This window comes from Aeromonas sp. MR16 (assembly GCF_022549315.1).
GTDB classification, from domain to species: domain Bacteria; phylum Pseudomonadota; class Gammaproteobacteria; order Enterobacterales; family Aeromonadaceae; genus Aeromonas; species Aeromonas aquatica.
This window is the reverse complement of the sequence record NZ_JAKZFK010000007.1, coordinates 111897-130209: the sequence shown is the minus strand read 5'-3', so window position 1 is coordinate 130209 and position 18313 is coordinate 111897. Positions and strand designations below refer to the sequence as shown.

The 18313-nt window shown below is 61.6% G+C and carries 20 protein-coding genes and 2 pseudogenes; 16 read left to right on the top strand and 6 right to left on the bottom strand.

Going from position 1 to position 18313, the window contains the following annotated elements:
• Positions 1–54: 54 nt before the first annotated feature.
• Positions 55–567: pseudogene (locus MM194_RS07955) on the bottom strand (glycine radical domain-containing protein); the annotation flags it as partial.
• Here MM194_RS07955 and MM194_RS07950 point away from each other — a divergent pair.
• Together MM194_RS07950 and MM194_RS07945 are read left to right on the top strand one after the other, a co-directional pair.
• Positions 568–966: pseudogene (locus tag MM194_RS07950) on the top strand (hypothetical protein). It abuts the pseudogene before it with no gap.
• Positions 967–1040: 74 nt separating this feature from the next.
• Positions 1041–1229, top strand: a complete 189-nt coding sequence (locus MM194_RS07945) for a hypothetical protein (protein ID WP_033131122.1) — start codon at positions 1041–1043, stop codon at positions 1227–1229.
• On the opposite strand, the gene MM194_RS07940 is transcribed toward MM194_RS07945, so the two are convergent.
• Complete coding sequence (locus MM194_RS07940) at positions 1226–2422, bottom strand: HD-GYP domain-containing protein (RefSeq protein WP_033131123.1); 1197 nt, start codon at positions 2420–2422, stop codon at positions 1226–1228. The genes MM194_RS07945 and MM194_RS07940 overlap by 4 nt on opposite strands.
• 351 nt (positions 2423–2773) lie before the next feature.
• Here MM194_RS07940 and rsuA point away from each other — a divergent pair, with 351 nt between their 5' ends.
• A complete protein-coding gene (rsuA, locus tag MM194_RS07935; RefSeq protein WP_033131124.1) occupies positions 2774–3466 on the top strand; it encodes a 16S rRNA pseudouridine(516) synthase RsuA in 693 nt (230 codons plus the stop codon).
• A 191-nt stretch (positions 3467–3657) separates the two neighbouring features.
• On the opposite strand, the gene MM194_RS07930 is transcribed toward rsuA, so the two are convergent.
• A complete protein-coding gene (locus tag MM194_RS07930) occupies positions 3658–4569 on the bottom strand; it encodes a DMT family transporter (protein ID WP_033131125.1) in 912 nt (303 codons plus the stop codon).
• A 165-nt stretch (positions 4570–4734) separates the two neighbouring features.
• Here MM194_RS07930 and MM194_RS07925 point away from each other — a divergent pair, with 165 nt between their 5' ends.
• Both MM194_RS07925 and yfcE read left to right on the top strand, forming a co-directional pair.
• Positions 4735–6387, top strand: a complete 1653-nt coding sequence (locus MM194_RS07925) for a peptide ABC transporter substrate-binding protein (protein WP_241343246.1) — start codon at positions 4735–4737, stop codon at positions 6385–6387.
• Between the two features lie 10 nt (positions 6388–6397).
• The gene (gene yfcE / locus MM194_RS07920) at positions 6398–6940 is read left to right on the top strand and encodes a phosphodiesterase (protein ID WP_241343245.1); all 543 of its coding nucleotides are present in this window, start codon (positions 6398–6400) and stop codon (positions 6938–6940) included.
• A 38-nt stretch (positions 6941–6978) separates the two neighbouring features.
• Here the strand turns inward: yfcE and MM194_RS07915 are convergent, their stop codons facing one another.
• The 3 genes from MM194_RS07915 to flgA all read right to left on the bottom strand — a co-directional run bounded on the left by MM194_RS07915 (position 6979) and on the right by flgA (position 8413).
• Positions 6979–7395, bottom strand: coding sequence for a flagellar protein FlgN (locus tag MM194_RS07915; RefSeq protein ID WP_033131128.1), 417 nt, complete (start codon positions 7393–7395; stop codon positions 6979–6981).
• Positions 7392–7712, bottom strand: coding sequence for a flagellar biosynthesis anti-sigma factor FlgM (gene flgM / locus MM194_RS07910; RefSeq protein WP_241343244.1), 321 nt, complete (start codon positions 7710–7712; stop codon positions 7392–7394). The genes MM194_RS07915 and flgM overlap by 4 nt, the downstream gene beginning before the upstream one ends.
• 95 nt (positions 7713–7807) lie before the next feature.
• A complete protein-coding gene (flgA, locus tag MM194_RS07905) occupies positions 7808–8413 on the bottom strand; it encodes a flagellar basal body P-ring formation chaperone FlgA (protein ID WP_277605078.1) in 606 nt (201 codons plus the stop codon).
• Between the two features lie 234 nt (positions 8414–8647).
• Between flgA and MM194_RS07900 the strand changes: the two genes are divergently transcribed.
• The 11 genes from MM194_RS07900 to flgJ all read left to right on the top strand — a co-directional run bounded on the left by MM194_RS07900 (position 8648) and on the right by flgJ (position 18310).
• Entirely contained in the window at positions 8648–9559 is a 912-nt protein-coding gene (locus MM194_RS07900; RefSeq protein ID WP_033131130.1) for a chemotaxis protein CheV, read from the top strand.
• 18 nt (positions 9560–9577) lie between these two features.
• On the top strand, positions 9578–10402 hold the full coding sequence (locus MM194_RS07895) for a protein-glutamate O-methyltransferase (RefSeq protein ID WP_033131131.1): 825 nt from the start codon (positions 9578–9580) through the stop codon (positions 10400–10402).
• A 61-nt stretch (positions 10403–10463) separates the two neighbouring features.
• Positions 10464–10862 carry a flagellar basal body rod protein FlgB gene (gene flgB, locus MM194_RS07890; RefSeq protein WP_033131132.1) on the top strand — a complete coding sequence of 133 codons (399 nt, stop codon included), beginning with the start codon at positions 10464–10466 and terminating at the stop codon, positions 10860–10862.
• Positions 10862–11281, top strand: coding sequence for a flagellar basal body rod protein FlgC (flgC, locus tag MM194_RS07885; protein ID WP_005329775.1), 420 nt, complete (start codon positions 10862–10864; stop codon positions 11279–11281). The genes flgB and flgC overlap by 1 nt, the downstream gene beginning before the upstream one ends.
• Before the next feature lie 104 nt (positions 11282–11385).
• Complete coding sequence (locus MM194_RS07880) at positions 11386–12123, top strand: flagellar hook assembly protein FlgD (protein ID WP_033131133.1); 738 nt, start codon at positions 11386–11388, stop codon at positions 12121–12123.
• Between the two features lie 12 nt (positions 12124–12135).
• Entirely contained in the window at positions 12136–13494 is a 1359-nt protein-coding gene (gene flgE, locus MM194_RS07875) for a flagellar hook protein FlgE (protein ID WP_241343243.1), read from the top strand.
• Positions 13495–13638: 144 nt separating this feature from the next.
• Positions 13639–14385, top strand: coding sequence for a flagellar basal-body rod protein FlgF (gene flgF, locus MM194_RS07870; RefSeq protein ID WP_033131135.1), 747 nt, complete (start codon positions 13639–13641; stop codon positions 14383–14385).
• 14 nt (positions 14386–14399) lie between these two features.
• A complete protein-coding gene (flgG, locus tag MM194_RS07865; RefSeq protein ID WP_033131136.1) occupies positions 14400–15188 on the top strand; it encodes a flagellar basal-body rod protein FlgG in 789 nt (262 codons plus the stop codon).
• A gap of 109 nt (positions 15189–15297) precedes the next feature.
• Entirely contained in the window at positions 15298–15969 is a 672-nt protein-coding gene (flgH, locus tag MM194_RS07860; RefSeq protein WP_033131137.1) for a flagellar basal body L-ring protein FlgH, read from the top strand.
• 34 nt (positions 15970–16003) lie between these two features.
• Entirely contained in the window at positions 16004–17101 is a 1098-nt protein-coding gene (locus MM194_RS07855) for a flagellar basal body P-ring protein FlgI (RefSeq protein ID WP_033131138.1), read from the top strand.
• A gap of 102 nt (positions 17102–17203) precedes the next feature.
• Positions 17204–18310 (top strand): flagellar assembly peptidoglycan hydrolase FlgJ, encoded by a 1107-nt coding sequence (flgJ, locus tag MM194_RS07850; RefSeq protein ID WP_241343242.1) that lies wholly within the window; start codon positions 17204–17206, stop codon positions 18308–18310.
• Positions 18311–18313: the final 3 nt, after the last annotated feature.

The following is an 18313-nucleotide window of genomic DNA, read 5'->3' as shown; positions in this document are numbered from 1 at the left end:
AGCATCTTGTGCATTCGGCGGTAAGGCGGTGAAAACACGATAAAATATGCGTGTTCACCTGTTACCTACCGCCGCTCGGAGGCTGTGCTCGGTGCGGGCGATGATGTCGTCCTGGGCATCCGGGGAGAGTGCGGTGAAGAAGGCGGAGTCGCCCGCCACCCGCACTACCCGATCCCGGTACTTGTCCGGCGGCTTCTTGGCCGCCAGCAGGGTTTCGCGCGAGACAATGTTGTACTGCACGTGCCAACCCTTGTGCACCCCGAAGAAGGTGCGCAGCAGGCTCATCAGCTTGGCCTGGCCCCGCGGGTTGTCGAGGCTCGCCGGGCTCAGCTTCTGGTTGAGCAGCACGCCGCTGAGGATGGCCCCGATGGGCAGCTTGCCGAGGGAATTGAACACAGCCGTCGGCTCCAATCTCTCCGAGCCCGAGCCCGAGCCCGGGCTGGTTCCTTCTGCGAGTGGCGTGCGGGCGTGGCGACCATCCGGGGTGGCCTGGGTGGCCGCACCGAAGGGCACGTTGGCGGAGATGGAGGAGGTGCCGGCGTAGTAGGTGCCGCCGATGGGGCCGCGGTGTGTCGCTGGTCCAGGGTCCTGCCGCTGGCGAGGGTCACCACCAACCCGAGCATTGCCGCCGCCGGGGGCTGCCCCTGGCCAGCCTGCTGCTTGCCTTGCGGGAGCTGCTGGGGCCCAAGGCGCGGCTGTTCGCTCAGGTGATGGCAAAAACGGAGACGGGGATGGTGCGGGAGGCCATGGCCCTGCGCGAGCGGGACCCGGAGCTGGTGATCAAGATACCGTCTGCGGGGAGTGGCTGGCGGCCTCCTTTAGAACGCCGCGTCAGGCGCTGGATTGCCTGCTGGCGGGCTGCCAGTCTATCACCCTGCCGCTCTGGCCGAGTCGCTGCCCAACGTGCCGGCAGTGGATGCGGCGCTCGCCAAGTTCGACCAGGATTGGCAGCGGGCCTTCGGTTAAGGCCGGGGGAGGGGACAGGGGAGCTACACTCTGGGGAGGCCCGGCATCCTGGGCCCCTTGGCAGGAGATTCCCCATGAGCGATCACAGTCTGTTGCCCCACGGCGAGGATCTGCGCCGCGCCGTGCGCTGGCTCGGCGAGCACCACCAGCACGACTTGCGGGCCATCGAGGAGGCCAGCCAGCGTTTTTGCCTGTCCCCCCTGGATGAGGAATTTCTCATCCGCTACTGCCGTGAACAGGCGCCGGACGCCCAGAGCCGTTAGACGAAGTTGGCGAGGTTGATGCCAAATTCCTTGGGATCCACCGTGCTTTCTATGCGCTCCTGTACCCCGTTTTTGGCGAGATCCAGCCACTGCACCTCGAGGTAATGACGCTGACCGGTGTGATAGATCACCTTTACCACCGGCTTGAGGGGCTCCTGGGGGTTGCGCTGCATGACGATGGCCAACCGCTGGTTGGACAGCTGCACCAGGGTGCCGACCGGATAGACCCCCATGCACTTGATGAAGCGGGTGACCAGCTCCCGATCGAAGTGGTGATCGGCCCCCTTGAGCAAGATCCGGAACGCCTGGGTCGGCTGCATACCTTGCTTGTAGACTCTGTCCGCCGTCACGGCGTCGTAGACATCGACGATGCCGCTCATGCGGGTGTAGAGGGAGAGCTGGGCGCCCTTCAGCCGACGGGGGTAGCCGCTGCCATCGAGCCGCTCGTGGTGATTGGCCGCCACCTCCAGCATGATGGGAGTGATACCGGCCGTCGCCAGCAGAATGTCGTGGCTGTGCACCACGTGCAGGCGCATCACGCCAAACTCCTCGTCAGTCAGCTTGCCCGGTTTGTTGAGCACCTCGTCCGGGGTCATGATCTTGCCCACGTCGTGCAGCAGTCCCCCCAGGGTCAGCTCCTTGAGCACGCCGTGCTCCAGCCCCAGATAGCGGCCGAAGTTGGCCAAGAGGATGGCCACGTTCATGGAGTGCTCCATCAGGTAGGCGTCCTTGGCCCGGATCCGGGCGAGGCAGAGCATGGCATCGCCGTGGCTGAACATGGTGTCCACCATCTCCTCGGCAACCGCGGCGAGCGGCGTGATGTCGATGGGTTCCCCCGCCTTGAGCTGGCGGATGAACTTGCCCTGCAGCGCGCGCGCCTCCTGATACAGACGGCGGATCTTGAGTTCGCGCCCTTCGCCGTTGGCACTGGCGCCGGGACGCTGGGGGTCGGTGATGGCAGGGGAGGGCTCGGGGGAGAGGGTCTGGTCGATGCTCACCAGCTTGCTGCGGGAGAGATCCACCTGCACGGCGCTGACCCCGCGCCGGATCAGGGCCTCGATCTGTTTGGGGTTAGTGACCAGTCCCGTCTGGGCAATTTCCATGGCGCCGCTCTGGCGGGTGATGGCAACCACATACATGCCTGATTGCAGCTGGTTGACGGGGATGACGGGATGAGGTGTGCTCGACTTCATACGGCTTCCTGACATTATTGTGCGTAACGGGCGCGTTATCGAGCAATCTACCACGACACTATTGAGTCTGTGCCTATTTGTGTGGTTTTTGCCACCGAAAGCAGCTTGTATCGCTATGTAACATCAAGATTGAGGCATTGGGGGGCGGCTTTCAAGCACCGTCTTCAGGCTGGTCCCGCTCAAGCCAGTGAATGATGCTGCCGTTCGATCACGGCAGTCGGCCGTGCCACCTCAGACTGGCCATGGCTTGCAGAGGGGTATCCAGTGACTCCCATCCTTGCTTAGTGCTGGCGTTGTCCGGCCCGGCCGATATAATGACGCCCCTTTATTGATGGACTCCGAGGTTTGTGCATGCGGCTCGATAAGTTTCTTTGCGATTGCTCCGATTTGACCCGTTCCCAGGCGGGCAAGCTGATCCGTCAGGGTGAGGTGATGGTGGACGGGATCCTGGTCAAGCAGCCTGCTTTTCACATCAACGAGCAGAGCCAGGTGGAGTTCGATGGTGTCATGCTCACCCTGGATCAGCGCAATCGCTACTTCATGCTGCACAAACCGGAAGGCTATGTCTGCTCCAACGAGGATCCGGATCACGCCACCGTCTTCCAACTGCTGGATGAACCCGCCATGGGCAAGCTGCACGTGGTGGGCCGGCTCGATCTCGACACCACCGGGCTGGTGCTGATCACCGATGACGGCCAGTGGTCCCATCGCATCACCTCGCCAAGGCACGAGTGCGCCAAGACCTATCATGTCTGGCTGGCCGATCCGGTGAGCGAGGATGCCATCTCGCTGTTTGCCGACGGGGTATTCCTGCGCAACGAGGAAGACAAGACTCGCCCCGCGCAGCTGGAGCTGCTCGGGGAGTGCGAGGCGCTGCTGACCATTCACGAGGGCAAGTATCATCAGGTGAAGCGGATGTTTGCCGCCATCGGCAACAAGGTGGTGGGGTTGCATCGGGAACAGATCGGGGAGCTGGTGCTGGATGAGGAACTGGCGCCGGGTGAATATCGCGAACTGACTGACGACGAGATCGCCCTGTTTTAATCACGGGATCCGGCAACGGATGTCCGATTTCGCCATGATGTTGCCGCGTCCGATCATATCGTTTTGGGGCTAATCGAACCTACAGGGTCAATTGAACTTGCAGATTCGACTAGCGAAGCGTCTTCGGACGATCCTGAGGATTGGGCGTAGGTTGGTGCTGAGCGAAGCGAAGCCCAACATCAACCCCCGACTTACCCCGCTCCCAATACTAAGGCCGTGCCCAGGGTCGCCAGCAGGGCGCCAGCCCAGGCGGGCAGGGCGGGGCGCACTCCCGAATGCCACCACAGCAGGGGCAGCAGTATGACCGGGGTGGTGGAGGAGAGGATCGCCACCATGCCCACGTCCCCCTGACGCAACGCCACCAGAATGAGCGTCATCCCCAGTGCCATCGCCAGGAAGCCGTTGATGCCTATCATGCCGAGCACCCGCCGGTTGATGGGGTTCTGTGGCAGGGCGAGCGGCACCCGCAGCACCCGCAACACCGAGTGCGCCAACAGGGCGCTGCCCATGCGAATGCCGGAGGCACTTACCGCGTCCACCTCGCCGCTCATCATCACCGGCTTGGCGATGATGGCCCCGAGGCTCTGACACAGGGCCGCGGTCAGCCCCAGCCCTATGCCGATGGCCAGGTGGCCGCGCACCTGCTCCCACTCGTTGTGCTGCTGAGAAGACTGCGGATTGCCGCGTCGCCCGAACAGGATGGCGAGCATGACCCCGGCCAGCACCAGCAAGGCCCCCAGCAGACGCCAACCATCGAGCCGCTCGCCAAACAGCCAGAGGCCGAGCAGGGCGGAGAAGAGGGCGTGACAGGAGAACAGCAAGCCGCTGCGGCGCGGCCCCAGCCGGTTCATGCAGGCGAACAGGGCGGTGTCACCGACGAAGATGCCGATGAGCCCGGACAGCGCCAGCAGGGGCAGGGCGCTCTCGGTGAGGGTCTGCCAGCCACCGGTGACCAGGCTGGCACTGCCCAGCATCAGGCTGACCAGAAACATCCGCCAGCGGCTGTAGGCGAAGGCCCCCAGATGGCGGGCCGGTTTGACGGAAATCAGGGCTGCAATCGCCCATAAACTGGCCGCGGCCAGCGCCAGCCACTCATACCCCATAAAAACTCCTAAAAAAAACCCCCGAAGGACTCCATCTATCGGGCAAGCCCGATACAATACGGGCCGTCTTCGGGGATAACAAGCGCGGCATCATGCATTCTCACTCGGGCGCGCGCCGGCCTTCCCCCTTATTTGCAGTCAAAAGAATTGAATGAGGTTTATGTCATGGTTCACCGTCCGGCAGTTCACTGCTCCCTCCACCGGCCAGCCCGTCGCTGGCTCCCTTCCGTGCTGCTGGGTCTGATGCTGGCACCGCCGTTGCAGGCCACCACTGTGGTGCAACAGCCTGCGCTGTCGGACAGGCAGACCCTGGTCAAGGGCAACGGTGCCGAGCCCGAATCCCTGGATCCGGCTCAGATCCGCACCGGTTTTCCGGGGGAGGTGGTGCTGGTGGACCTGTTCGAGGGGCTGGTGAGCGAGGATGGCCAGGGCAAGATAGTGCCGGCCCAGGCCCAGCGCTGGGAGACCAGCGAGGATGGGCTGGTGTGGCGCTTCTTTCTGCGCCCGCAGCTGAAGTGGTCAAACGGCGAGCCGCTGGTGGCACAGGATTTTGTCTACGCCTGGCGGCGCCTGCTGGATCCGGCCCAGGCCTCTCCTTCCGCCGGCCTGCTGCTGGCCACCGGCATCAACAATGCCCAATCCATCTATGCCGGTGCCCTCGATCTCGGGGCGCTGGGGGTCGAGGCCGAGAGCGAGCAGATCCTCAAGGTGACCCTGGAGCGGCCCGTGCCCTACTTCCTGCAACTCATCAGCCAACGCCCCTTCGTGCCGGTCAACGGCAAGGCTATCGCCCAGTTTGGCAAGCAGTGGACCCAGCCCGGCAAGCTGGTCAGCAATGGCGCCTATAAGCTGGTGAACTGGGTGCCGAACGAGCGCATCGAGGCCGAACGCAACGCCCAGTACTGGGACGATGTCCACACCCGCATCCAGCGGGTCACCTATCTGCCGCTCGCCTCCCAGCATGCGGAGCGACTGCGCTACGAGGCGGGGGAGATCCAGCTCACCAACAAGGTGGCGCTGGAGTATTACCAGAAAACCATGCAGGAAACCCCTGAGCGGATCTGGGGCTTGCCGCTGCTCGGCACCTATCTCTATACCTTCAACCTGCGCCGTCCCGAACTGCAGGATGTGCGGGTGCGTCAGGCGCTCTCCATGGCCATCGATCGCCACCTGTTGACCGAGAAGGTCAGTGGCCAGGGGGAGCTCGCCGCCTGGTCTCTGCTGCCCGCCATGCCGGGTTATGAGGAGCTCGGCTCCGGGTTGTCCTCGCTGGATCAACCGACCCGGCTTGCCAAGGCGGTCGCATTGCTTGCGGCGGCGGGTTACAACAGCGCCCATCCTCTCAAGCTGACGCTGACCTACAACACCTCGGAGAACCACAAGAAGCTGGCGCTGGCGGTGGCGGCCATGTGGAAGCCGCTGGGGGTGACGGTGGAGCTCAATAACATGGAGTGGAACGCCTACCAGGTGGCGAAAGACAGCGGAGATTTCATGCTGGCTCGCTCGTTTTTGTTTGGTGATTATGTTGAGCCTTCCTCCATGCTCAACAGTTTCCGCTGCCAGGATCCCCAGAACGAGAGCGGCTACTGCAACCCGGCCTTCGATGGGCTGTTGCAACAAGCGGCGGATACCCTGAACGGGACCACCCGGACCGGGCTCTACCATCAGGCCGAGCAGTTGCTGATGGAGGAGATGCCGGCCATTCCTGTCTATCACTACAACCAGATGCGGCTGGTGGATCCCAGCCTGCGCGGCCTGCCCAGCCGCAACCTGAAGGGGGCGATCGCCACCAAGGATCTCTATTTCAGTCAGCCATGAGGAAAGCGGGATGAAGATAGCCATTGTTTCCGATGTGCACGGCAGTCTGGATGCCCTGGAGCAGGTGTTGGCGCGGCTCGCCCCCTGGCAGCCGGATCACTACCTGCTGCTCGGGGATCTGCTCAATCACGGCCCGCGCAATCCGGTACCGGCAGGCTATGCGCCCGCGGCGGTGGCCGAGCGGCTCAATCAGCTGGCCCCCCGCATCATGGCGGTGCGGGGCAACTGTGATTCGGAAGTGGATCAGATGCTGCTCGATTTCCCCATCACCGCGCCTTACAACCAGCTGCTGGTGGACGGGCGGCGCTGGTTCGTCAGCCACGGCCACCTCTACCGCCCAGGCGAGGTGCCCCTGCCGGCGGGCAGCCTGTTTATCAGCGGCCATACCCATGTCCCCGTGCTGCAGCGGGAAGGGGATCTGGTGCTGGTGAATCCGGGATCCATCTGTTTTCCGCGGGGGGACTGGGCGGCCAGCTATGGCTGTTATGAGGAGGGGATGCTGCGCATTCATGCCTGCGCCGATGGCGCCGAGCTGATGCGGCTGGTGTTGTGAAAGGCTAGCGGATACGCGGATACAAAGAGGGGAAAGGATCAGGCCTTGATACCCAGGGAGCGGGTGCCGGAGCGGGTGTTGCCCTTGGCGTCGTAGGTCAGGGAATTTCTGTCGCGCAGCTTGCTGAGAAAACTGGCAAGGCGGCGGTTGGAGATGATGCTGAGCTCGAGCAGTCGACCATTGAGGTTGTTTTGCTCCTGGCAGGCGTCCAGCTTGGCTTGCAATGCCTGCATCTGTGCCGGGAAGGCAGCGAGCCGTTGCTGCAGATCGGGCAGCTCGGCCAGACTCTTGTCCAGGGTCTCGATAGCCAGCAGCAGTTGCTGCTTGCGATCGGTCAGCGCCGGCAAGGCCAGGGCCTGGTGTTGTTTGAGCAGGTCAAACTCCTCCGCCAGCAAGCCTTGCATCTGGGAGAGGTATTCGTCTTGGGCGTGCAGCAGCGAAGGCAGATCCATCATCCGAGCCGTTTATCCAGATCGGCTTCAAAACTGAACATCTTCTTGGCCACGGCGGCGCTGTCGACCTTGTATTCCCCACTGGCCACGGCCTTCTTCAGGCTTTCGACGCGGCTATCATTACCGGTGGAGGCGGTGTTGAGGGTCTTCTGCATCTGTTGCAATTGCTGCGCCTCATTGGTCAAGGAGACAGAGTCAGTCTTGACGGTTGCCGCGCGGTTGCCTTCGGCCGAGGTCGTAGACTTGCTGGCCACACCCTGACTGGTTGCGTTATTTTGCAACCTGCTGTTTGCCAAGTTGTTGATATTGTTGATAGCCATACGCTTTACCTTCGTCTGCTTTGCTGTTCGCTTATCTGTTTATCGGTGACGGTGGTCAGAACTTTAGAAAAAAAATCGAAGCATTAACAAAATAATCAAAATGTGACCACCACGGAACCAACGGCACTGACGGTGCCCTGTACCTGTCTGCCCGAGCGAATGTTAACTAGCCTGATCATGTCTCCGAAGCTGCCATCTTGCAAGGCTCGGGCCATGGTTTTGATCTGCATGCTGCTATTTTCGGCGAGGAGAGTCACCTCGTCTCCTTTGCACACCACACAGACCTGGGTGAGCCGAACGGGTTGACCCGGTTTCAGTTCACGCTTGCTGCGTGCGCCGATGAGGGGGGCCGGATCGCTCAGATAGTCGCCACGGACCAGGGTCTGGTCCTGATAGGCCAGGGTCAGCATGGACTCACTGAGGATGTCGCCCTTGGCCACCGGGGTAGCGACTGTGACATAGGGCTTCTGGATGCTGACCCGCACCGGCAGGTAGAGATCCCAGGGCTGCGCCGATCCGCACTTAAGATAGACGGTGGTGTTGCGGCGGATCTCCATCCTGGCGGGGAAGGAGATGGTCAGGCCATCCTCGCAGCGGTTGAGGGGGAGCCGCTCATCGATGGCCGCGGCCTTGACCTCGGCCTGGGCATCGAGGGGGATGTCCAGCTGGCCGAGAACGAACGCCTGCGCCTGTTCCTGCAGGTATTGGGTGACCTCGGACGCCATGGCGTGAGAGAGGCCGCAAAACGGCAGTAAGATCAGGAAAAGTCTACTAATCATTTTTGCTTGCCGGTCGATAAGTTGATCACGTATACCACCGTAGTTAACTATGCTTGCTGCTGAATTTGGTTGCCGAGACATCGATCGTCTGACGCAAGCCAACCCGCATGCAGCGACATATGCACGATCAGTGCCAAGCGTTTTTAGGGAGTGTTTATGGCGAGTATTTTGGACTCGGTCAACCAACGGACCCAGCTGGTGGGACAAAACCGACTGGAGTTACTGTTGTTTCGTCTCAACGGACGTCAAAGATTTGGCATCAACGTGTTCAAGGTGCGTGAGGTGCTGCAATGCCCCCCCTTGACCGTCATGCCCAAACTCAACTCCTGCATTCGCGGTGTGGCCCATATCCGTGGCCAGACCATCTCGGTGATCGATCTCAGCATGGCGATGGGCAATCGCCCGATCCAGGATATTTCCAAGTGCTTCATCATCATCTCCGAGTACAACAGATCCATTCAGGGGTTCCTGGTGCAATCGGTCGAGCGCATCATCAACATGAACTGGGAGTCCATCCTGCCGCCTCCCAAGGGGGCCGGTCGCATCAACTACATGACGGCGGTCACCGAGGTGGACGGCGAGTTGGTGGAAATCCTGGACGTGGAGCGCATCCTCAACGAGATCTCGCCGGTCTCCACCGAGGTGAGTGCCGAGCTGGTGGAAGCCAGCGTGGAGCGCAATCCTCACGGGCGTCCGGTGTTGGTCGCCGATGACTCCTCGGTGGCGCGCAAGCAGGTGCAGCGGGCGCTGGAGGCGATCGGGGTGCAGTGTGTGCTGGCCAAAGACGGGCGCGAGGCGCTCAACATGCTGCTGGAGATGGCCAAGCTGGGTCCCATCAAGGATCAGATTGCGCTGGTCATCTCCGACATCGAGATGCCGGAGATGGACGGGTACACCTTCACGGCGGAGATCCGCAACAATCCCGCGCTCAAGGAGTTGCATGTTATCCTGCACACCTCCCTCAGCGGGGTGTTCAATCAGGCCATGGTACAGAAGGTTGGCGCGAACAATTTCATTGCCAAATTCCAGCCTGATGAATTGGCCAAGGCCGTACAAGGCGCTCTCTAATAAAGAAGAAAAAACTGCATGAAGACACTGTCGGACGACTTATACAAACAATTCAGCCATTTTCTGGCGCTGCAGAGCGGCATAGTGCTGGGTGACAACAAACAGTATCTGGTCAAGAGCCGTCTGTCGCCCTTGATGACTCAGTTTGGTATCGAGAGTCTGTCTGAACTGGTGACCCGGGCGATGAACGTGCGCGAACGGGATCTGAAGATGGCCGTGATTGACGCCATGACCACCAACGAGACTCTGTGGTTTCGCGATACCTACCCGTTTCAGCTGCTGAGCGATAAGATTTTCCCGGAACTTGGCAAGAGCGGCCGTCCCATCAAGATCTGGTCCGCCGCCTCTTCCTCCGGGCAGGAGCCTTACTCCATCGCCATGACGGCGCTGGAGCAGCAGGTCAAGCGGCCGGGTACCTTGCCGGGCGGGGTGCAGATAGTGGGGACCGATATCTCCAGCACCATGCTCAACCAGTGCAAGGAGGGGGTCTATGACAGCCTGGCGCTGGCGCGCGGCTTGTCCCCCGAGCGCAAGCGGTTGTTCTTCGAGGCCCATGGTGACAACAAGATGCGGGTATCGGAGCGTGTCAGAAAATTGACCAGCTTCCGACCGCTGAACCTGCTGGAGAGCTACAGCCTGCTCGGCAAGTTCGACATCATCTTCTGCCGCAACGTGCTCATCTACTTTGCGCCCGAGGTGAAGTCCAAGATCCTCAACCAGTTCGCCAGCAGCCTCAATCCCGGTGGCTATCTGATGCTGGGGGCCTCGGAGTCCCTTGCTGGTCTCACCGACAAGTTCGAGATGATCCGCTGCAACCCCGGCATCGTCTACAAGATCAAATAATCCCTTCTAATCCCCCTTTGGCACACCTCTTGCTAAACATTCGTGAAGCAGGAGGTGCGCTATGGCAATTTCATTCGACAAGGCATTCGGTATTCACCAATACACGCTGAGCGTTCGCGCCAAGCGTGCGGAGGTGCTATCGAGCAACATCGCCAACGCGGATACCCCGGGCTTCAAGGCCAGGGACATCAACTTCTCTCAGGCGTTGCAGGACGCCCAGGGCCAGCAAGGCTTTGGCCTCGCCACCACCAGCGAGAAGCACTTCGCCTTGCAGATGGATGCCCCGGGCACGACCCAGTACCGCAACCCCCTGCAACCGGATACCGGTGACGGCAATACCGTGGATGTGCAGCAGGAGCGCAGCGAGTTCCTGCGCAACAGCCTCGAGTACCAGGCCTCCCTCGAATTCATGAACGGCAAGATAAGCGGCCTGCTCAAGGCACTGAAAGGAGATCAATGATGAGTTTGTTCAAGGTCTTTGACATTGCAGGCTCAGCCATGAGTGCGCAGTCGGTTCGTCTCAACACGGTCGCCAGCAACATGGCCAACGCCGACAGCGTCAGCTCCAGCGTGGAAAAAACTTACCATGCCCGGCGGCCAGTCTTTGCCGCCCAGCTGGATCAGGCCATGTCCGACAAGCAGGCCTCGGTCGGGGTCGACGTGAAAGGCATAGTCGAGAGCGATGCGCCCCTGCTCAAGGAGTACAACCCGAACCACCCCATGGCGGACAAGGATGGCTTCATCTTCAAGCCCAACGTCAACATGGTGGAGGAGATGGCCGACATGATTGCCGCCTCCCGCAGTTACCAGACCAACGTCCAGGTCGCCGACGCGGCCAAGAAGATGCTGCAGCAGACGCTCGGCCTCGGCAAATCCTGATAGAGGTGAACCAGATGACAGAGACCTGTGACAGCCTGCCTGGCCGCGGCCATTGGCTCGGCCTGTGCGGCGCGCGGCAAACCCGGACAGAGGGGGGAGCATAAGTGGCAGATACCTATGACAGCCTGCTCGGCGTCAACCGGACTTCGACGAACCAGACCAGTACGGCCAACACCACGACCCCGAAGAAGGAGCTCGATCAGGCTTCCTTCCTCAAGCTGCTGACCATGCAGCTCTCCTATCAGGATCCGTTCAAGCCGGTGGACAACGCCCAGATGTTGTCCCAGATGACATCCATGTCGACCTCGGAGGGGATCAGCAGCCTCTCTACCCAGATGGGCAGCCTCAACAGCCTGATGACCTCCAGCCAGGCGCTGCAGGCGTCGGCGCTGGTGGGCCAGAGCGTACTCATCCCCTCCAACACCGGCTATCTGGAGAAGGGTGGGTCCGTCTCCGGCATGATCGCCACCGGCGACGGCGCCAGCAACCTCAAGGTGACGGTGAAGGACGAGAGCGGTCAGGTCGTCAAGGAGTTTGCCATCGAGGGTGAGAAGAAGGGCAACGTGGCCTTCGAGTGGGACGGCAAGGACAAGGACGGCAACCTGGCCAAGAGCGGCAAATACCAGATCGAGATCCACGGCACCGTGAATGGCAAGTCGGAGGCTATCCCGGCACTGGCCTACGCCCAGGTCGAGAGCGTCACCCTCGGCACCAGCACCAACCCCAGCACCCTCAAACTCAAGGGGCTGGGTGGCATCTATCTGACCGACGTATTGGAAATTGGCGGGACGACCGGCAAGTCGACCACGACCCCGGACTCGACCTCTAAAGCTGTGATCTAAGGAGATAAAGACATGTCATTTAACAATGCCCTCAGCGGCATCAATGCGGCTCAAAAAGACCTGAACGTCACCGCGAACAACATTGCCAACGTCAATACCACCGGCTTCAAGGAGTCTCGCGCCGAGTTTGCGGACGTCTACGCCAACTCCATCTTCGTCAACGCCAAGACCCAGGTCGGCAACGGTGTCGCAACGGGCGCGGTGGCACAGCAGTTCCACCAGGGGGCGCTGCAATTTACCAATAACGCGCTGGATCTCGCCATCCAGGGCAACGGCTTCTTCGTCACCGCCGATAACATGAATAGCCTGGACCGCACCTATACCCGCTCAGGCGCCTTCAAGCTCAACGAAAACAGCTATATGGTCAGCAACTCCGGCGGCTACCTGCAGGGCTATGAGACCAACGCCGACGGCACCCCCAAGGCGGTGAGCATCAACGCGACCAAGCCCATCCAGATCCCGGATCGGGCCGGTGAGCCAGTCATGACGTCCCAGATAGATGCCGGCTTCAACCTGCCTTCCACGGCGTCTCCGCTGGCGGCGGGCAACGGTGCCGCGGATGCCTCCAAGTTCGATCCCAAGGATTCGACCACCTACTCTTCCTCCACCTCGGTCGTGGTGTATGACTCCCTGGGTGAACCCCATACCATCACCCAGTACTTCGTCAAGGAAGCCGACCCGGCAGATGTGACCAAGCCGGTCGTGCCGACCGCCTGGCGCATGTACCTGTATCAGGGTGACAAGCCCATCGACATCGCGGGCGGCACGGCCACCACCATGGCCACCGGCGTCAGCCAGGCCCCCCTGAGCGCCCGGGTTACCTTCGATGCCTCCGGCAAGATGGTGACCCCGACCACGCCTGCGGTCATCAAGACCGAACAACTGGGAGCGGCGGGTGCCGGCATCATCACCAATGGTGCCGACGGCACCCAGGCGATCGAGATGAAGCTCGGCCCCGTGACCCAGTATTCCTCACCGTTCGAGGTCAACAAGTTGACCCAGGATGGCTCCACCGTCGGTCGTCTGACCAAGGTCGAGATTGGGGCGGATGGCATCGTCTCCGCCACTTACAGCAATGCGACCACGGTCAAGGTGGCCATGGTGGCCATGGCCAAGTTCGCCAACTCCCAGGGGCTGACCCAGGTGGGGGACACCTCCTGGCGTCAATCCCTGCTCTCCGGTGAGGCGCTGCCAGGCACTCCCAATTCGGGCACATTCGGCTCCATCAAGTCCTCGGCGCTGGAGCAGTCCAACGTGGACCTGACCACGGAGCTGGTGGATCTCATCACCGCCCAGCGCAACTTCCAGGCCAACTCCCGTTCGCTGGAGGTGAACACCTCGCTGCAGCAGAGCATACTGCAGATCCGCTAACCGGTTTTCATCTCGAAAAGGGCGCTTCGGCGCCTTTTTCGCGCCTGTTCTGGGCGTTTTCCTGCCTCTGCTGCCCCCTTTTATTTGTCTTGGCATTCAACTTGCAGTTGTTCCTCCAGAGTCATCTGTTTGACGGAGGATCCCATGGATCACCTGCTTTATATCGCCATGTCCGGGGCCAAGGAGAACATGAACAGCCTGGCTGTGCGTGGCAACAACCTGGCCAACGCCAACACCATCGGCTTCAAGTCTGACTTCGAGCAGGCGCGCAGCATGCAGGCGTTTGGTGAAGGGCTGCCCACGCGGGTGTTCGCCATGACCGAGAGTCCGGGCCAGAACCTGCAGCACGGCATGCTGATGACGACGGGGCGGGATCTTGACGTCGCCGTCGACGGCCCGGGCTGGATTGCGGTGCAGGACCCCAATGGGAAAGAGGCCTATACCCGCATGGGCAACTTGCAGCTCAATGCGGCCGGCAACCTGCAGACCTCGACCGGACTCAACGTGGTGGACGACGGCGGTCAGCCAATCGTGCTGCCGCTGCCCATGGAGAAGATCGAGATCAACCGGGATGGCACCATCAGCGGCCGTCCCGAAGGCGCCGCCGCCAACCTGCCGGAAGATTTCCAGCGCATCAAGCTGGTCAATCCGGCCAGCGACACGGTGGCGAAGGGCCAGGATGGCCTGTTTCGCCGCAAGGACGGCCAGAATGAAGCCGCCTCCGCCGAGGTCGGCCTGCTGGCGGGCTCGCTGGAAGGCAGCAACGTCAATGTGGTCGACGAGATGACCAACCTTATTCGCTTGCAACGTCAGTTTGAAACTCAGGTCAAGATCATGAAGACCGCCGAGGAAAATGACGAGGCCCAAACCCAGCTGCTGCGTATCAGCTAATCAAGGAGCACACCATGAATCCTGCACTCTGGATCAGCAAGACCGGCCTCGATGCCCAGCAGACCAACATCTCTGTCACCTCGAACAACCTCGCCAACGCCAGCACCGTTGGCTACAAGAAGGCTCGCGCCATCTTCGAGGACCTGCTCTATCAGAACATCAACCAGCCAGGTGGCCGCTCCTCGGCAGACACCGAACTGCCCTCCGGCCTGATGCTGGGGGCGGGGGCCAAGGTGGTCGCCACCCAGAAGAACCACAGCCAGGGCAACGTGCAGACCACGGACAACTCCCTGGATCTGATGATCAGCGGCCGCGGCTACTTCGAAATCCAGCTGCCGGACGGCAGCGCCGCCTACACCCGCAACGGCCAGTTCACCCTCAACGATGAGGGCACCATAGTGACCCCGGGCAACGGCTACCCGCTGCAACCGGAGATCCAGATCCCCGAGAACGCCCAGAGCGTGACCGTGGGGGAGGATGGTCAGGTCTCGGTGCAGCTCAAGGGGGATGGTCAGTCTCAGGTGGTGGGCCAGATCAACACCACCGACTTCGTCAACCCGACCGGCCTGCAACCCATGGGGGAGAACTTGTTCCTCGAGACCCAGTCGAGCGGCGCGCCCATCCAGGGCACGGCCGGTGCGGACGGACTCGGGGTCGTCAAGCAGGGCATGCTGGAGACCTCCAACGTCAACGTGACCGAGGAGCTGGTGAACCTCATTCAGGCCCAGCGGGTCTATGAGATGAACTCCAAGGTCATTTCGGCGGTGGACTCCATGATGTCCTTCCTGACTCAGCGGACCTAAGGCGAAGGTGACATGACTAAGCGACTATTTTGGCAATGTCCGGCGCTGAACCTCATGCTCACCTTCCTGACCCAACGCACCTAATCAGGAACATAAGCGGAGACGCATGATGAAAGCCATCTGGATGCTGGGCCTGTTGACGCTGACAGGCTGCGCCAGCACACCCAACACCGCCAAACCCGACGATCCCGACTTCGCCCCCGTTTATGGCGAGTCTGAGCCGGTCTCTGTCCGGCCAACCGGCGCCATCTTCCAGCCCGAGCAGGTCAATGGCATCTATTCGGACATCAAGGCCCACAGGGTGGGTGACATCATCACCATCCAGCTGGCCGAATCGACCTCGGCGTCGAAGAAGGCCAACACCCAGAGCGGCAAGGACAACAAGCTGGAGCTGGAACCCGTCACCCTGGGCGGGGTGCCGGTGACGGCGAGCCCCTATGATCTGTCGGCCTCCATCGGCCAGACCAGCGCGTTCAAGGGCCAGGCCAAGGCGGATCAGAGCAACAGCCTGCAAGGCAACATCTCGGTCAGCGTGGTCAAGGTCTTGCCGAACGGCAACCTGCTGGTACGCGGCGAGAAGTGGATCATGCTCAACAACGGCAACGAATACATCCGTATCACCGGCCTGGTGCGCCCCGAGGATGTGACCTCGGAGAACAGCGTGTCGTCCCAGCGGGTCGCCAACGCGCGCATCCATTACGGTGGCACCGGCGATCTGGCCAACACCCAGGAACAGGGTTGGCTGACCAGCTTCTTCAACGGTCCCTGGTGGCCCATTTAGGATTCACTGGACCCAGGTCCAGTCAGGAGATCTCATGAATCGACTCCGTCTGCTCGCCCTGCTGTGCTGCTGCTTGCCGCTCGGGCTGGCGCACGCCTCCCGCATCAAGGATCTCAGCTCGGTGGAAGGGGTACGTAGCAACCAGCTGATCGGTTATGGTCTGGTGGTGGGCCTGCCCGGCACGGGCGAGAAGAACAACGCCTTCACCGAGCAGACCTTCAGGACCATGCTCAACAACTTCGGCATCAAGGTGCCGGATAACATCAAGCCCAAGATCAAGGACGTGGCGCCGGTCGCCATCCACGCCGATCTGCCGCCCTTCTCCAAGCCGGGTCAGACCATAGACGTCACCGTCTCCGCCATCGGCGAGGCCAAGAGCCTGCGCGGCGGCACCCTGCTGCAGACCTTCCTCAAGGGGCTGGATGGGCGCGTCTATGCGGTGGCTCAGGGCAGCCTGGTGGTCGGCGGTTTGGGCGCCGAGGGGGCCGATGGCTCCAAGGTAGTGGTCAATACCCCGACCGTGGGACGCATCGCCAATGGCGCCACCGTGGAGCGCGAGGTGCCAAATGCCTTCTCCCAGGGGGACACCATCACCTTCAACCTGAACCGGCCTGACTTCACCACCGCCAGGCGAGTGGCCGACGTGGTCAACGATCTGGTGGGACCCAACACCGCCCAGGCGCTGGATGCGACCTCCATCAAGGTGTTCGCGCCGCGGGACCCCAACCAGCGGGTCTCCTACCTGGCCACCATCGAGAACCTGGAGGTGGATCCGGCCACCGAGTCCGCCAAGATCATCGTGAACTCGCGCACCGGCACCATCGTCATCGGCAGTCAGGTCAAGTTGCGACCCGCCGCCATCAGCCATGGCGGGCTGACGGTGACCATCGCCGAGAATCAGCAGGTCTCCCAGCCCAATCCGCTGGCGGGCGGGCAGACGGCGGTCACCAACAACTCCACCATCAACGTGCAGCAGGAGCCGGGCCGGATGTTCAAGCTCGATACCGGCGCGACCCTGGACGATCTGGTGCGGGCGGTGAATCAGGTCGGGATAGCGCCCGGCGATCTGATGGCGATCCTGGAGGCGCTGCAGCAGGCAGGGGCCATCCAGGGGCAGCTGGTCATTTTGTAAATGACGGGGCATGACATCGGGTTGACCCCCTTCGAGGGCTCGGGTGCATTGAACAAGGTGTTGGGCGGCAAGGGTTTGCCACGGGCGGCAACGAGGTAGGTTATGGCAGAGTTCGACTCCCAGAGCGGGATCAATCTTGGCATGGTGCAGGATGTCCAGAACCTGGACAAGCTGCGCCGGATGAGCATGAGCAAGGAGGGGAAGGCCGATGCGCTGATGGCGGCGGCTCGCCAGTTCGAGTCCATCTTCACCCAGACCCTGTTCAAGGGGATGCGTCAGGCCAACTCGGTGCTGACCGAAGACAACCCCATGAACAGCAGCTACACCCAGTTCTACGAAGGGATGCTGGACGAGCAGCGGGTCGCCGACATGTCGAGCAAGGGCGGCCTCGGCATTGCCGAGATGGTGGCCAAACAGTTCTCCCCCGAGAAGAGCTTCACCCACGATGACGGGCGGGTGCTCAAGCTGCCCCAGCGCACCGAGCGTGTCTACAAACCCTATCAGCCGCCGACCTCGGCCCCCAATGATTTGATCGCAGCCTCAAAAGTTGGCAAAGATTTTGCTGAAAAAGAGATGAATAGCGAGCTGAATGGGGCCGAGCCCCGGTTTGCCCCGCCCAGACGCCCCCACCGTACCGTGCCTCCCATGGGAGATAGCCAGCGTCTGAGTGGCAGTCAAGGGGTAGAGGGGGCGGGTGGCAGCGCCAAGGTGTTCGACAGCCCGGAAGAGTTTGTGCATCGGTTGATGCCGCTGGCCAAGAAGGCGGCGGACAAGCTGGGACTGAGCCCGGCAGTGCTGGTGGCTCAGGCGGCGCTGGAAAGCGGCTGGGGCAAGCGGGTGATCAAGGACGGGGAGGGACAGATGACCCACAACCTGTTCGGCATCAAGGCCGATCCGCGCTGGGATGGCCCCAAGGCGGTGGTCAGCACCCTGGAATATGAGCAAGGAGTGGCGTCTCGCCAGAAGGCGGCGTTTCGTTCCTATGAGTCGTTTGAAGAGAGCTTCAACGACTATGTGGATTTCCTCACCTCGGGCTCCCGCTACAAGGGGGCACTGGCCAAGGCGGATAGTCCGGAACGCTATTTCGAGGCGTTGCAGCAGGCCGGTTATGCCACCGATCCCCAGTACGCCAGGAAACTGAAACAAGTGTTGCGCAGTGATGCCATTGCCGGCTACGCCGCGACCAGGAACACAGAGATGGAGCTGTAAGTT